We start from the raw sequence: 13,154 nt of genomic DNA, 5'->3' as shown, positions 1-13,154 counted from the left end.
CATGGAATTCAAATCTACGAAACAAATACCGTTTTCGGCTCAGCAAACCGAATGGTACGAAAAGGCCAAGGCCAACCTGAGTTCGAAGCGTCTCCAAAAACTGCTGTTCGAACTGACGGACATCCACAGCCCCACGGGTTCGACGCGTGAAGCTGCAGACTATATGCAGCGTCACATGGAGATGATCGGGCTGCGAACGAAAACGCATGACAACTCGGCCATCAGTCGTTCGGTGATGGGTGAATACCGGGGCACCGGTGGCGGCGCGTCGCTGCTGCTCTATGCTCCTATTGACACTCACCTGGATCGCACCAAGGAAGAGGAGATTCTTTCGGGTCCCGGTCAGGAAGCGGATTTGCAGCCGCGCGCCAGGCAGATTGACGACTGGGTATTCGGCCTTGGCGCTTCGAATCCGAAGGGCATGATCGCCACGCACGTTGAAGTGTCAACGGCAGTGCTGGAAACGGGTATTCCGCTGCAGGGCAACCTGCTTGTCGGTATGGCCGACGGTGGTATGCCCGTTGACATCAAGGAGCGTCATTCGGGCATGTCGAACGGCGTGATCAATCTGCTGAATCGCGGCATGTACCCCGATTTCGCAATCATCATGAAGCCGTGGAACTGGGTTTATCACGAAGAGCCGGGTATGGCCTGGTTCAAGATCACGGTCAAGGGCACGATGGGCTATGCGGGTATTCCGCACGACGTTCCGGGTTTCCGTTCGTCGGTGGTTCCCGCTGCCACGGTGATTCAAGCGCTGCAAGCATGGCTTCCTGAATACACGAAACGCAATACGTCGGGCGTGATCGAGCCTCATGGCTGGATTGCCGGCGTTCGTGGCGGTCAGATCGAAAGACCTGCATTCCCGTCCGCAGTGACAGAGATCTTCTTCGACATTCGCGTGAATCCTCGGACGAGCCCCGCCGATGTCAAGGCACAGTTCGCGAACTTCATCCAGGACGTGAAGACGCGTCATCCGGAAATCGCGATGGACTGGGAGATGTACGGCTCAGTCCCGGGCGGTACCACTGATCCAGAAAACTGGATTATTCAGTCCGCCAGGCGTGGTTGGGAGCACATCGAGGGACGTCCGCATGGCATTCCCGACATGCTGGCCGGTCAAACAGACGGAGCCGCCCTCCGTCGTTACGGCGTGCCGACCGCTCGTATCGGTTGGCCGTGGCCGGCTCAGGGCGCCCCGGTACCTGTTGCGGAGGGTCTGGGCGGCATGGGGGCCACCTACGTCCCCGACCTGATGCCCTGCGCTGAAAAAATCCTGTATGCGGTGATCGACACGCTTACCCGTGACCGGAGCGAGTTGGGCCTGTAAGTTTCTGAAGCGGCAGTTCCATAACCAGAAGTCAAAGAAGGGGACAGACATGAGCAAGAAGCGCATCAAGATGATTTTCCCGGTTCCGATGAGCGAAGCAACGCGTCCTCTGGTGGAATCGCAACTGCCGCTTTCGTTGCAGCGCCCGGACATCGAAGTCGAATTCGTGGGCGCCGGTCAGGTGATGACACTCGCAGATTCGTACCTCGACATGGCGGTCATGGAAATGGCGGTTATTGAGGCGGGCATCAAGGCCGAAGAGAACGGCTTCGATGCTGTGTGTATCAACACAGTCTCGGATTCGGGCCTCTACGCGCTCCGCTCACGTCTGTCGATTCCGGTGATGGCCCCGGCTATCACGTCGTTCCATCTCGCGTGTTCGCTTGGTCACAAGTTCAGTGTCCTGACGATGTGGCCACAGTGGCACGCGCTGTACAGGAAGACGACGAAGGAATACGGCTTGGAGCATCGCCTGGCGTCGATCCGTGATATCGGCGTTCGCCCCGATACCCAGGAACTGCTTCAGGGCAAGGAAGACATCGTATTCGCGGCCTTGGTCGAGGCAGGCAAGAAGGCGATTGAAGAAGATGGTGCGGACGTGCTGGTACTGGGTTCTACCACGATGCATCAGTCGCACGACTACCTGGCCAGGCAGCTGAACGTACCGGTTCTGAATCCTGGTGTGATCGCATACAAATATTGCGAAATGCTGCTCGATCTCGGTCTGTGCCACAGCAAAACCGCATTCCCGAGCCCGGAAACGAGTAAGGACACAGCGTTCGGCCTCTGAGGCTGTCAAGGATGCTCGCCGTTAAGGATTGGATATGACCCACGATAAAGACCAACCGTTCATCGACTTCACGATGGCCGATGCCGCTCAAGCTTTTCGCGATGGATCGGCGACGAGTACCCAGTTGGTATTGGCCTGTCTGGAACGTATCAACGCAGGCAAAGCCCTGAATGCGTTCGTTACCGTTGATGCAGAGGGCGCTTTGAAGGCCGCAGCGGCGATTGATAAGGCACGGCAGACAGGGTTTCCGTTGGGGCCTTTGGCAGGCATCCCCATCGTGGTCAAGGACAACATCCATAGCGCAGGCATCCGCTGCACCGCAGGGAGTCCCGCATTCGCAGACTTCGTGCCCGTCGCGGATGCACCGACTTTGCGCAAACTCCGGGATGCGGGAGCCATCGTGCTTGGCAAGACCAACATGCACGAACTGGCCTATGGGGCGACGGGCTACAACGGTGCATTCAATACCGGTGCAGGCCGTGGCGTTCGTAACGCCTACGACCAAACCAGGATTGCGGGCGGTTCGTCGTCGGGCTCGGCCGCGGCTTTAGGGGCGCGTATGGCACTCGGGGCATTGGGAACCGATACAGGCGGCTCGATGCGCATTCCCCCGGCACTCAATGGCGTGGCTTCGCTGCGTCCGACGTGGGGGCGCTACTCGGGTTTGGGTGTGATCCCCATCGCCAGGAGTCGCGATACCGTGGGCCCCATGGCATTGAACATGCACGATGTGGCGCTTCTTGACGGTGTCATTTCGGACGAGTACGCGTTGCCCCACGTGGAACTCAAAAAGCTACGTCTAGGCGTTCCCACTGAGTTTTGGGCGAACCTCGATCTCGACACACGCGAAGTCGCGAACGCTGTCGTTACGCGTCTCACCCAGTTGGGCGTGACTTTCATTGATCTGGGCAAAACCGGCTTGATGGAACTGAATGATGCGGTTGGCTTCCAGGCGGTGGTTGGCGAGTCCCGATCCAGTATGGAGCAGTACCTGAAGGACAACGATCATCGGATGACGGTCGAGAAACTGGCCAGGAAGATCGACAGTCCCGATGTGAAATGGATTTATGAAAACTGGGTGCTGCCCAACAAGTTCCCGAATGCCGCAGGTGAGCTCGTGGATGTGGCACCCATGTACGAACAGGCACAAAAGGCCGGTGGCGGACGTGACCGGTTGCGGGCCAGGTATGCCGAACTGTTTTCCGGGCATCAGCTGGATGCGCTGATGTTCCCTACTACTGCATGCGTGGCGCCCGATGCGGGTGACAGCATTTATGAGGAAGAGAACTTCCGGCGCCTGATCCAGAACACTGAGCCGATGGCGAGTGCCGGGCTCCCGGGCCTGAATCTTCCGGCAGGACTTGGTTCACAAACGGGGCTCCCGGTCGGCATGGAGTTGGACGGTCCGCGAGGTTCGGATCGACGGCTGCTCGCCATCGGCATTTCGCTGGAAAGCGTTTTGGGCTGCATTGCAGCGCCCGGGAAGGGCCTATACGTTGCTTCTGCAAGGATTGAACAGAGATGATTAATGCGCTGAGCTACATCGTGGTCGAAACCCCACGTATGCAGGAATGGATCGATCAGGTGACGAACCACGTCGGTATGCAGGTCGAAGTGATCGAAGCCGGAAAGACCATGCGCATTCGCGCAGATGAAAAGATTCAGCGGTTTGTCGTCACCGCTACCGGTGGCGAGTCCACGATGGGTATGGGCTTCGAAGTTGCCGACGCCCCGACCCTGGCGGCATGCACAGCGGCATTGGAGGCCGCTGGTTATAAAACGACGCCTGGTACGGCCGAGGAAATCGAATTCCGGGGCGTTGAGGGCATGGTGCATTTCCATGACGATGATGGCGTGCGTCTGGAAATCGCTTTTGGTCTGGCCGATGCGGATTCGGAATTCGTGCCTGGCCGTCCGATTGGCGGTTTCCGTACCGGCAACATGGGCCTGGGCCACGTGGCGCTGATTACCGGGCACTTCGAAAAGCTCTCGAACCTGTATCGCAACGTGCTGGGCATGCACCTCACGGACTACACCTATAAGCCGTTCAAGGTCGAATTCCTGCACTGCAATCCACGTCACCACACGATTGGCATCGCGCATACCGGCGGCAAGGCCGGTATCTATCACCTGATGCTCGAGTACAACGATTTCGATGACGTTGGTCGTGCGTACGATACCGCGCTGTTGAATCCCGATTCGATTGGCGTGACCCTGGGTCGTCACATCAACGACCACGCCACGTCGTTCTACCTGAAGAACCCGGACGGATGGATGTTCGAGCTGGGTTGGGCGACACGCACGGTCGGACCTGACTGGGAAGTCGAGGAGCTGAAAGGTATGAGTCTCTGGGGTCATGACCGCACATGGCTCCCGGACCACAAGCGCGAGGAAGCGCGACAAATTCTTAAGCAACTGGCGGCCGAAGGCATGCGCGCACCGGTTGTTATCCCCGGCACACAGAAGGCAAAGTGATGAGCAACGCAAGTCCCGAAATCGCAAATTCAATCAAGCTGGGTGAGCTCACGCTGAACTATCACGATGTTGGCGAGGGCGCCGGCGATCCGATACTGCTGATTCATGGCTCAGGCCCCGGTGTGACGGCATGGGCTAACTGGCGCGGCATTATCCCGGTACTGAGCCGGCAGGCGCGAGTCATCGCACCGGATATGCTGGGATTTGGATATACCCAGTGCCCCGATCACTTCAAGCTGACTCCCGCCGTCTGGGTGGAATCGTTGATCGTGTTGCTCGATGCGCTGAAGATCGGGAAGGTGTCGGTAGTCGGCAACTCCTTTGGCGGTGCTATCGCACTGGCACTGGCCAGGGCGCATCCGGAGCGTGTGAATCGTTTGGTGCTAATGGGTGCGGCAGGCATCAACGCCCCGATCAGCGAGGGGCTCGAAAAGGTATGGGGATACACCCCTGGCCTCGCGGCCATGAAGGGACTCATGGAAGTGTTCGCCTACGATCACTCGATCATCACCGACGATCTGGTTCGTATGCGTTACGAGGCATCGATCCGCGCAGACGTGCAAGAACGATTTGCCCGCCTGTTCCCGGCGCCGCGTCAGCAGGGCGTGGAAATGCTGGCCCTCGCCGAATCGGATCTGGCGGCGATCACGCACGAGACGCTGCTTATCCATGGCCTGAACGATCAGGTGATTCCGGTTGAGTGGTCGCGACGGATGAAGACCCTGCTCCCGAACGCGACGCTGCAGGAGTTCGATCAGTGCGGACACTGGGTGCAGATCGAAAAGGCTGCGCTGTTCACGCTCGCGGTCTCGGAGTTCCTGCTCAACTAAATCACGGGACAAAGATGGAAAACCTCGATATTAAAGGCCGATGGAAAATTCAGGCCTGGGAACAAGTTTTCGATGATGGTCGAGTCACCTACCCGATGGGTACGGAACCCGAAGGGTTCATGGAATACGGGCCGCATGGCATGTTCTGCGCCATCACCAAAAAGGATCGCGCACCGTTCACGACGGGTGGTCAGTGGAATGCAACGGATGCAGAGAAGGCCCAGGCGTACAACACGTACCTGACCTACGCCGGCGACTGGAGCATCGAAGGCAACGTGGTAACGCACGCGGTCAAGCACTGCCTGTTCCCGAACTGGGTAGGCGGCGAACAGAAGCGCTATGTGGAACTGAAGGGCGATCTGTTGTCGCTGACCACGCATAAGCTGGAAGCGGGTACGGCCGAAGCCCGGGTCGCTCGTCTCACCTTCAAACGCGGTTAAGGTCTGTGCATGCCGGTTATTCTTGAATGCCTCTCCCATACCCCGCTGCATGGGTATTTCGATCCGAAGCCCGAAGTCGTTGCCGAAGTGGCCAAAATGAGTGCCGCCGCAAGGGAACGCGTTCGCCAGTTCAATCCTGAACTTGTGGTCGTGTTCGCTCCCGATCATTACAACGGCTTCTTCTATGAATTGATGCCCAGCTTCTGCGTCGGGGCCAAAGCCCATGCCATTGGCGACTATAAGAGCCTGGCCGGGGATCTGCCGGTTCCGGCTGACGATGCGAGGGCGTTGGTCGAATATGTGCTCAATCGTGATATCGACATGGCGATTTCGTATCGCATGTCCGTGGACCACGGTGCGGCACAAGCGCTCGAAGAAGTGACGGGCGGCCTCGGCAATTACCCGGTCATTCCTGTTTTCATCAATTCGGTTGCGCCTCCGATGTCGCCGCTTCGTCGCTCGCGCATGATGGGCCAGGTGATTGGCGAATACCTGAAATCGACGGGCAAGCGTGTGTTGATTCTCGGATCAGGCGGGATCTCCCATGAGCCGCCGATTCCTGAACTGAAGAATGCGACCTACGAGATCTCGGAGCGTCTGATCCACACGGGTCGCAATCTCGGCCCGGTAGACCGGAGTGCGCGTCAGGAGCGCGTGATCAATGCGGCGAGGGCGTTCACTGCAGGTGAGGCGCCGGGCATGCGTGCGCTGAATCCTGAATGGGATATGGCATTCCTGAAGATGATGCAAAGCGATTTGCCTGCCGTGGATCGTCTGAGCAATGAGGATGTTTCGCGTGACGCAGGCAAGAGCGCGCACGAGATCCGGACATGGGTCGCAGCGTTTGGCGCACTTTCCGCGTTTGGCGAGTACACGGCTGAAATCGACTTCTATCAGGCCATTCCTGAATGGATCGCCGGCTTCGCCTGCATGCATGCGGCACCCAGGGCGCAAGGAGAAAACACATGAGCAAGCAAGCTATCGCGGAACGTCTGCGGATTGCGGAAACGACCTGCCAAACGATCGCCCCGGTTCGCGCGGGAGTGACGGTCCCGGCGATCCATCCGGAAATCGCGCTTGACGATATCGCAACCGCGTATGCGGTGCAGCAGATCAATGTCGAGGCGCGTGTCGCTCGCGGCGAGCGCATTGTCGGCCGGAAGATTGGTCTGACCTCGCTGGCGGTACAGAAACAGTTAGGCGTCGATCAACCGGACTTCGGTGCGCTGTTCGCGTCCATGGCGTATGGCGATAGCCAACCGATATCGCTTTCGAAACTGATCCAGCCGAAGGTGGAGGCCGAAATCGCATTGGTGCTCAATCGCGATCTGACGCACGAGCGTCATACGTTTGCCGATCTGATCGGTGCGACGGACTACGCGGTGGCCGCCATCGAAGTCGTGGACAGCCGAATCCGAAATTGGGACATCAAGTTCGTGGATACGGTCGCCGACAACGCGTCGAGTGCCGCGTTCATTTTGGGTTCGCGTCCGGTCCCACTCTCGCAAATCGATCTCGCCGGGTGCGCGATGCGGCTCGAATCAGATGGGCAAGCGCTTTCCACAGGCAACGGCGCTGCGTGCCTGGGTAATCCGCTGAATGCGGCGGTATGGCTCGCAGATCGTATGGCTGCGCTGGGTACGCCGCTGCGTGGAGGCGATGTGGTTCTCACCGGTGCGCTGGGGCCGATGGTTGCGGTGACGAGGCCCGGCACCTACACGGCGGTAATCGAAGGACTGGGCTCGGTCCGCGCAACTTTCATCGAGTAACGAATATGGCAAAGAAACTCAAGGTAGCAATTATCGGGTCGGGCAACATCGGTACCGATCTGATGATCAAGATCATGCGGAACAGCCGGGTGCTGGAAATGGGCGCAATGGTCGGCATCGATCCGAAATCGGATGGACTGGCTCGCGCGGATCGCCTGGGTGTTGCGGTCACCCATGAAGGCGTTGAAGGCCTGACCCGTTTGCCAGTGTTCAAGGACATCGATTTCGTATTCGATGCCACCTCGGCTGGCGCTCACGTGAAGAACGACGCATTCCTTCGCACGCTGAAGCCCGGCATTCGCATGATCGATCTGACACCCGCCGCAATCGGACCGTACAGCATTCCTGTCGTGAACGGTGAGGCGAACGTTGATGCGTTAAACGTCAACATGGTGACGTGCGGTGGTCAGGCTACCATTCCGATGGTTGCGGCGGTCTCGCGCGTGGCCAAGGTCCACTACGGCGAAATCATCGCCTCGATCTCCAGCAAGTCGGCAGGTCCGGGTACCCGAGCCAATATTGACGAGTTCACGGAAACCACCTCAAAGGCCATCGAAGCGGTGGGCGGTGCGTCGAAGGGCAAGGCAATCATTGTTCTGAATCCCGCTAAGCCTCCGGTCATCATGCGTGACACGGTGTACACCCTCTCGGAACTCGCCGATCGCGATGCAGTCGAGGCCTCGATCGTAGAGATGGCGAAGGCCGTGAACGCCTACGTTCCGGGCTATCGTCTGAAGCAGAAGGTGCAGTTCGATGAAGTTCAGAACCTGAACATCCCCGGACTCGGCAAGCTGAGCGGTCTGAAGACCTCGATCTTCCTCGAAGTGGAAGGCGCCGCACACTACCTGCCCGCCTATGCTGGCAACCTCGACATCATGACCAGCGCCGGTATGCGTACCGCAGAGCGCATGGCTCAATCCATGATCGGCGCATAAGGGGACCGCAAATGACTCAGGACAAGAAACTCTATATCTCGGACGTTACGCTGCGCGACGGTTCGCACGCGATCCGCCATCAGTATTCGATCCAGAACGTACAGGACATCGCACGCGCACTGGATAAGGCGAAAGTCGATTCCATCGAAGTCGCACACGGCGACGGCCTGCAAGGTTCGAGCTTCAACTACGGCTTTGGTGCGCACTCGGACCTGGAGTGGATCGAGGCCGTTGCTGATGTGGTGACGCATTCGAAGATCGCGACCCTGCTGCTGCCCGGCATCGGCACCATTCACGATCTGAAGGCCGCCTACAAAGCGGGGGCGAGTGTGGTTCGCGTTGCCACCCACTGCACGGAAGCCGACGTTTCGAAGCAGCACATCGAATACGCCCGTGAACTCGGCATGGATACCGTGGGCTTCCTGATGATGAGCCATATGACGACGCCGGCAGCACTGGCCGGGCAGGCGAAGCTCATGGAGAGTTACGGCGCCACCACGATCTACGTGGTGGACTCTGGCGGCGCGCTGTCGATGCAAGACGTCCGTGATCGCTTCCGTGCCGTGAAGGCGGTCCTCGATCCCGCAACGCAGACGGGCATGCATGCCCACCACAACCTGTCGCTGGGCGTCGCAAACTCGATCGTTGCAGTGGAGGAAGGCTGCGACCGTGTCGACGCGTCGCTCGCCGGTATGGGCGCCGGGGCCGGCAATGCACCGTTGGAAGTATTCATCGCCGCGGCAGAACGCATGGGCTGGAATCACGGCACGGATCTGATGACGTTAATGGATGCGGCTGATGACATCGTGCGCCCGCTCCAGGATCGTCCGGTTCGCGTGGACCGCGAAACGCTGGCACTCGGCTACGCAGGCGTGTATTCGTCGTTCCTGCGCCACTCGGAAATCGCGGCCAGGAAGTACGGCCTGAACACCGTGGACATTCTGGTCGAACTGGGCAAACGCCGTATGGTCGGTGGCCAGGAAGACATGATCGTCGACGTGGCTTTGGATCTTCTCGAATCCAAAAAAATAAAATGAGTGGCGGCTAGCCGTCGCGCACGGAGGCGACTCCCTCCATTGCAGAGGGAGTCATATAACGCGGTCCCCAAGGACGTAGCGCAAAACACAGCACCCACAAAGCAGGTGGGCGCTGACAGGTGAGGAGAAGTCGGTAGTGAATGTCAGACAATTTGCACTACTAATCGGGTCGCTGGTGACAGTCAACGCCAGCGCACAATCCGTTCAGATCTATGGCCTTATAGACTCGGGTGTCATGTACACGTCGAACGTCGGTGGCAAGAAACTGGTGTCCATCGACCCGGATAGTCAGGCGCCTGATCTGTTCGGCCTGGTAGGCAGCGAAGATCTTGGGGGCGGCACGAAGGCGATCTTCAAGCTGGAAGGCCAGTTCAACATGAACAACGGCGCCATGATCAACGGCCTGTTCGGCCATACGGCATACGTTGGTCTCAAGGACGAAAAGTGGGGTACGCTGACGGCGGGTAATCAAATCGACTTTATGTTCGATTCTCTGGTTGCGGAGCGCTGGGGCCCCGCATTCCCCATTGTCAACGCAATGAACTTGCGCCAAAGCTCGTTCCAGGGCCTCAATAGCCCGCGCGGGGGGCCCGGCAACGGCTCGTTCGACTTCGACCGTCTCCTGGGTTCGGCAATCCCTAACGCCGTCAAGTACACGAGCCCGACGTACAACGGCTTCTCCTTCGGTGGTCTGTACAGCTTCGGCGGCGTTGCAGGCAACTTCGGGTCGAACTCGGCGCAGAGCTTTGGCGCGAACTACCGCAATGGTGGCTTCTCGCTGAATGGCGCGTACACGTATATCAAGTATCCGTCGCTGAACAACGGTAACGACGGCATTCGCAATTTCGGCGTTGGCGCTTCGTACATATTGGGCGCTGCTGAATTCGCCGCGCTGTATACGAATACGGCGAACACGGAAAACAGTGCACGCGTCGATGTCTACGAGGCAGACGTGACGTATGAACTGTCCGTTCCGTTGCACGCTCACCTCTCGTATCAGTACCAAAAGGGCAACGATGTGCTGAACGAGCAGCACGTGAATCAGGAAACGCTTTCGCTGATCTATCTGCTGTCGAAGCGCACGAGCCTGTATTCCACGGTGGCGTTCCAGCAATCGTCGGGTGGCCCGGCATGGATCCTGATGGCTGCGGGTCCGGCTTCGGGTGGGCGTCAAACTGCTTTCAGCCTCGGTCTGATTCATTCCTTCTGATCTGGAGCGCGCACGTAGTGACAGTTCCTGACGCGCTTTGCGCCAGGAACATTTAAAGGAGACGTACGAATGAGCAACGAAGGCCGATACATGCGCGCTGCGCGCCTCCACGACAACACCTCGGGCAAGTTCAGCATCGATACGATTGCGTATCCGACGCTCAAGCGCCCGACTGACGTCGTGATCAAACTCAAAGCTTCTGGCATCGTTCCGAATCTGGGCAATGTGATCACCAACTACCGCTCGGAAAAGCCGTATCTGGCGCATGCGGCACTGCCCGCCATCTACGGTCTGGACGCAGCAGGCGTCGTGGCTGAAGTCGGTCCCGCAGTGACGGGCCTCAAGGTCGGCGACCGCGTGTACATCAATCCGGGCCGTTCGTGCGGTTCGTGCCACGCCTGCCGTGTGGGCGAGTCCATCAACTGCGAAGCCTACGCATTCCAGGGCTATTTCGGCTTCGGACCGAAGTCGCAGTTCCTGTATGAAGAATACCCGTACGGGGGCCTCAGCGAATACGCTACGGCACCCGCAGACGGCCTGGTCAAGCTCGGCGACAAGGTTTCGTTCGAAGTCGGCGCGCGTATGGGCTATCTCGGCACGGCCTATTCGGGTTTGCGCAAGGCACAAGTTGCGGCCGGTAAATCGGTGATGATCATCGGCGGCACGGGAACGCTAGGTCTGTGCGCCACGCTGATCGCACGTGCAATGGGCGCGACGAAGATCCTGGTGGTGGCTCGCAACGAGGAAACGCTGGCCCAGGTCAAGGCAATCGACCCGGCTCGTATCGTGACGTACTCGGTCGCCAACGGTTCTGCGGGCATGGCCGCATGGGCCAAAGAGCAAACGGACGGCGTGGGCGTCGATTCGGTGGTGGACGCTATCGCTCCGGGCCCGAACATGCAAGTTACCAAAGACGCATTCGGTGCACTGCGTCGCGGCGGCAAGCTCGTGGAAATCGGTGCCCAGATCAACGAAGTGCCGGTCAATATGCACGAAATGATGTGCTCGGCGCTTTCGGTGATCGGCTCGCTCTGGTTCACGGTTGGCGAAGGCCAGGATCTGGTCGCGATGATCGAAGCAGGTACGCTCGATGTGTCGTCGTTCAGGAACCACACCTACACGCTCGATCAAGCAAACGAAGCGCTCGAAGACGCAGCAAAGCGCGTCACGGGATTCGTCAACGTCGTGGTTGTTCAGGAATAGGAGGTATACGAAATGGTACGTCGCGTCGTAACTGGCCAAATCAATGGAAAGTCCGTTATCCTGAGCGATTCAGAAGAAGCGGGCCATGCTTTCGCAGCTGTTCCCGGTTTCAAGACCACGCAGCTTTGGGCAACGAGTCCCGAGACCGTGCTCCCGCATTCGGCAGGGGACCCGGTTGCCGCCGCAGCCACGGTGATGCCGTCGCTGAATGGCACGAGTCTGATGATCGTGCAGTTCCCACCGGATGCCGTGATGGCTGATCCTGCATTCGACGGCGCAGCTGCTGGCGCCGAGTATGCGACCATCCTGCCGGGGCTGGCCGAATGCTTTGAACCTGATGGCTCGGGCTTTCATACCACCGACTCCGTTGACTACGACATTGTCCTGGGCGGCGAACTCTGTCTGGAACTCGATGACGGGCAAACGCGTGTTCTGAAAACCGGCGATATCGTGGTTCAGAACGGTACGCGTCACGCATGGCGTAACAAGAGCAATGCACCTGCCGTGATGGCTTCAATTCTGATTGGAGTCCAACGGAAGGCCTGACCAGCAACCGAAGTGGGGAATCGAAAATGAACGCTCAACTGATTAATCATAGTGACCATCACGCACACCATGCACAGCGAACGACCGGGCACGTCGAAAAGCTCGAATGGGGTGATGCTCTGCTACTCGGGCACGGTCCGATGGACGAAGAACATCGTGAGTTCGTTCAGGTTGTCACCGCATTGCGCAACAGTACGGCACACACCGCATTGGCCGCCCTCGATGCAGTGGAAAAACATTTGATCTCCCACTTCGATCTTGAACACGCGTGGATGGACAAAACGGGCTTTCCGGAAGTCTATTCCAGGTGCCATCGAGATCAGCACGATGAAGTTCTTGGTTCGGTCTTTCAGGTGCATCAACTTGCGGCTATCGGTCAGATTGGTCTGGGCGCTGTGCATAGACTCGCGCAATCGCTGATGGATTGGTTTCCGGGCCACGCGGACTATATGGACTCGTCCTTGTCCGCGTGGATCAACGGTAAAACTCATGGTGGTCAGGCTGTGGTATTGCGGCGCAATCTGGTACACGAGAATCGGGTGCCTGCCGAATCACAGGCAGAGGCCGCGTAACTCGCTGCGACAAGAAA

Annotated in this window: 14 protein-coding genes; all 14 read left to right on the top strand. The window is 58.6% G+C overall.

The genetic code is table 11. The features are described 5' to 3' along the window. The first annotated feature begins 1 nt into the window (after position 1). The 14 genes from U5A58_RS07265 to U5A58_RS07200 all read left to right on the top strand — a co-directional run bounded on the left by U5A58_RS07265 (position 2) and on the right by U5A58_RS07200 (position 13,137). Positions 2–1,330: a peptidase dimerization domain-containing protein gene (locus U5A58_RS07265; protein WP_321960899.1), complete on the top strand. Its 1,329-nt coding sequence runs from the start codon at positions 2–4 to the stop codon at positions 1,328–1,330. A gap of 49 nt (positions 1,331–1,379) precedes the next feature. After that, positions 1,380–2,120, top strand: coding sequence for an aspartate/glutamate racemase family protein (locus U5A58_RS07260; protein WP_321960898.1), 741 nt, complete (start codon positions 1,380–1,382; stop codon positions 2,118–2,120). A gap of 34 nt (positions 2,121–2,154) precedes the next feature. Next, a complete protein-coding gene (gene iaaH, locus U5A58_RS07255; protein ID WP_321960897.1) occupies positions 2,155–3,645 on the top strand; it encodes an indoleacetamide hydrolase in 1,491 nt (496 codons plus the stop codon). Beyond that, the gene (locus U5A58_RS07250) at positions 3,642–4,595 is read left to right on the top strand and encodes a VOC family protein (RefSeq protein WP_321960896.1); all 954 of its coding nucleotides are present in this window, start codon (positions 3,642–3,644) and stop codon (positions 4,593–4,595) included. Before iaaH ends, U5A58_RS07250 begins: the two co-directional genes overlap by 4 nt. Further along, positions 4,595–5,425: an alpha/beta fold hydrolase gene (locus U5A58_RS07245; protein ID WP_321960895.1), complete on the top strand. Its 831-nt coding sequence runs from the start codon at positions 4,595–4,597 to the stop codon at positions 5,423–5,425. Before U5A58_RS07250 ends, U5A58_RS07245 begins: the two co-directional genes overlap by 1 nt. Positions 5,426–5,439: 14 nt before the next feature. Then, positions 5,440–5,865 (top strand): lipocalin-like domain-containing protein, encoded by a 426-nt coding sequence (locus U5A58_RS07240; protein ID WP_321960894.1) that lies wholly within the window; start codon positions 5,440–5,442, stop codon positions 5,863–5,865. Positions 5,866–5,874: 9 nt separating this feature from the next. Next, positions 5,875–6,834, top strand: coding sequence for a 3-carboxyethylcatechol 2,3-dioxygenase (locus U5A58_RS07235; protein WP_321960893.1), 960 nt, complete (start codon positions 5,875–5,877; stop codon positions 6,832–6,834). After that, positions 6,831–7,634: a 2-keto-4-pentenoate hydratase gene (locus tag U5A58_RS07230; protein WP_321960892.1), complete on the top strand. Its 804-nt coding sequence runs from the start codon at positions 6,831–6,833 to the stop codon at positions 7,632–7,634. The genes U5A58_RS07235 and U5A58_RS07230 overlap by 4 nt, the downstream gene beginning before the upstream one ends. Positions 7,635–7,639: 5 nt before the next feature. Continuing rightward, entirely contained in the window at positions 7,640–8,569 is a 930-nt protein-coding gene (locus U5A58_RS07225) for an acetaldehyde dehydrogenase (acetylating) (RefSeq protein WP_321960891.1), read from the top strand. Between the two features lie 11 nt (positions 8,570–8,580). Continuing rightward, entirely contained in the window at positions 8,581–9,606 is a 1,026-nt protein-coding gene (dmpG, locus tag U5A58_RS07220) for a 4-hydroxy-2-oxovalerate aldolase (protein ID WP_321960890.1), read from the top strand. A gap of 136 nt (positions 9,607–9,742) precedes the next feature. Beyond that, entirely contained in the window at positions 9,743–10,816 is a 1,074-nt protein-coding gene (locus U5A58_RS07215) for a porin (protein WP_321960889.1), read from the top strand. Between the two features lie 69 nt (positions 10,817–10,885). After that, a complete protein-coding gene (locus tag U5A58_RS07210) occupies positions 10,886–12,019 on the top strand; it encodes an alcohol dehydrogenase catalytic domain-containing protein (protein WP_321960888.1) in 1,134 nt (377 codons plus the stop codon). A 12-nt stretch (positions 12,020–12,031) separates the two neighbouring features. After that, positions 12,032–12,565: a cupin domain-containing protein gene (locus tag U5A58_RS07205; protein WP_321960887.1), complete on the top strand. Its 534-nt coding sequence runs from the start codon at positions 12,032–12,034 to the stop codon at positions 12,563–12,565. Positions 12,566–12,591: 26 nt separating this feature from the next. After that, positions 12,592–13,137 carry a hemerythrin domain-containing protein gene (locus tag U5A58_RS07200; protein WP_321960886.1) on the top strand — a complete coding sequence of 182 codons (546 nt, stop codon included), beginning with the start codon at positions 12,592–12,594 and terminating at the stop codon, positions 13,135–13,137. Positions 13,138–13,154: the final 17 nt, after the last annotated feature.

This window comes from Paraburkholderia sp. J7, from assembly GCF_905220155.1.
In the GTDB taxonomy this organism is placed as follows: Bacteria; Pseudomonadota; Gammaproteobacteria; order Burkholderiales; family Burkholderiaceae; genus Paraburkholderia.
This window is presented reverse-complemented; position numbering and strand designations above follow the sequence as displayed.

Excerpts from the sequence above, each read along its gene's own strand:
- U5A58_RS07265 (WP_321960899.1), top strand. The coding sequence starts at position 2 with ATGGAATTCAAATCTACGAAACAAATACCGTTTTCGGCTCAGCAAACC.
- U5A58_RS07260 (WP_321960898.1), top strand. The coding sequence starts at position 1,380 with ATGAGCAAGAAGCGCATCAAGATGATTTTCCCGGTTCCGATGAGCGAA.
- iaaH (WP_321960897.1), top strand. The coding sequence starts at position 2,155 with ATGACCCACGATAAAGACCAACCGTTCATCGACTTCACGATGGCCGAT.
- U5A58_RS07250 (WP_321960896.1), top strand. The coding sequence starts at position 3,642 with ATGATTAATGCGCTGAGCTACATCGTGGTCGAAACCCCACGTATGCAG.
- U5A58_RS07245 (WP_321960895.1), top strand. The coding sequence starts at position 4,595 with ATGAGCAACGCAAGTCCCGAAATCGCAAATTCAATCAAGCTGGGTGAG.
- U5A58_RS07240 (WP_321960894.1), top strand. The coding sequence starts at position 5,440 with ATGGAAAACCTCGATATTAAAGGCCGATGGAAAATTCAGGCCTGGGAA.
- U5A58_RS07235 (WP_321960893.1), top strand. The coding sequence starts at position 5,875 with ATGCCGGTTATTCTTGAATGCCTCTCCCATACCCCGCTGCATGGGTAT.
- U5A58_RS07230 (WP_321960892.1), top strand. The coding sequence starts at position 6,831 with ATGAGCAAGCAAGCTATCGCGGAACGTCTGCGGATTGCGGAAACGACC.
- U5A58_RS07225 (WP_321960891.1), top strand. The coding sequence starts at position 7,640 with ATGGCAAAGAAACTCAAGGTAGCAATTATCGGGTCGGGCAACATCGGT.
- dmpG (WP_321960890.1), top strand. The coding sequence starts at position 8,581 with ATGACTCAGGACAAGAAACTCTATATCTCGGACGTTACGCTGCGCGAC.
- U5A58_RS07210 (WP_321960888.1), top strand. The coding sequence starts at position 10,886 with ATGAGCAACGAAGGCCGATACATGCGCGCTGCGCGCCTCCACGACAAC.
- U5A58_RS07205 (WP_321960887.1), top strand. The coding sequence starts at position 12,032 with ATGGTACGTCGCGTCGTAACTGGCCAAATCAATGGAAAGTCCGTTATC.
- U5A58_RS07200 (WP_321960886.1), top strand. The coding sequence starts at position 12,592 with ATGAACGCTCAACTGATTAATCATAGTGACCATCACGCACACCATGCA.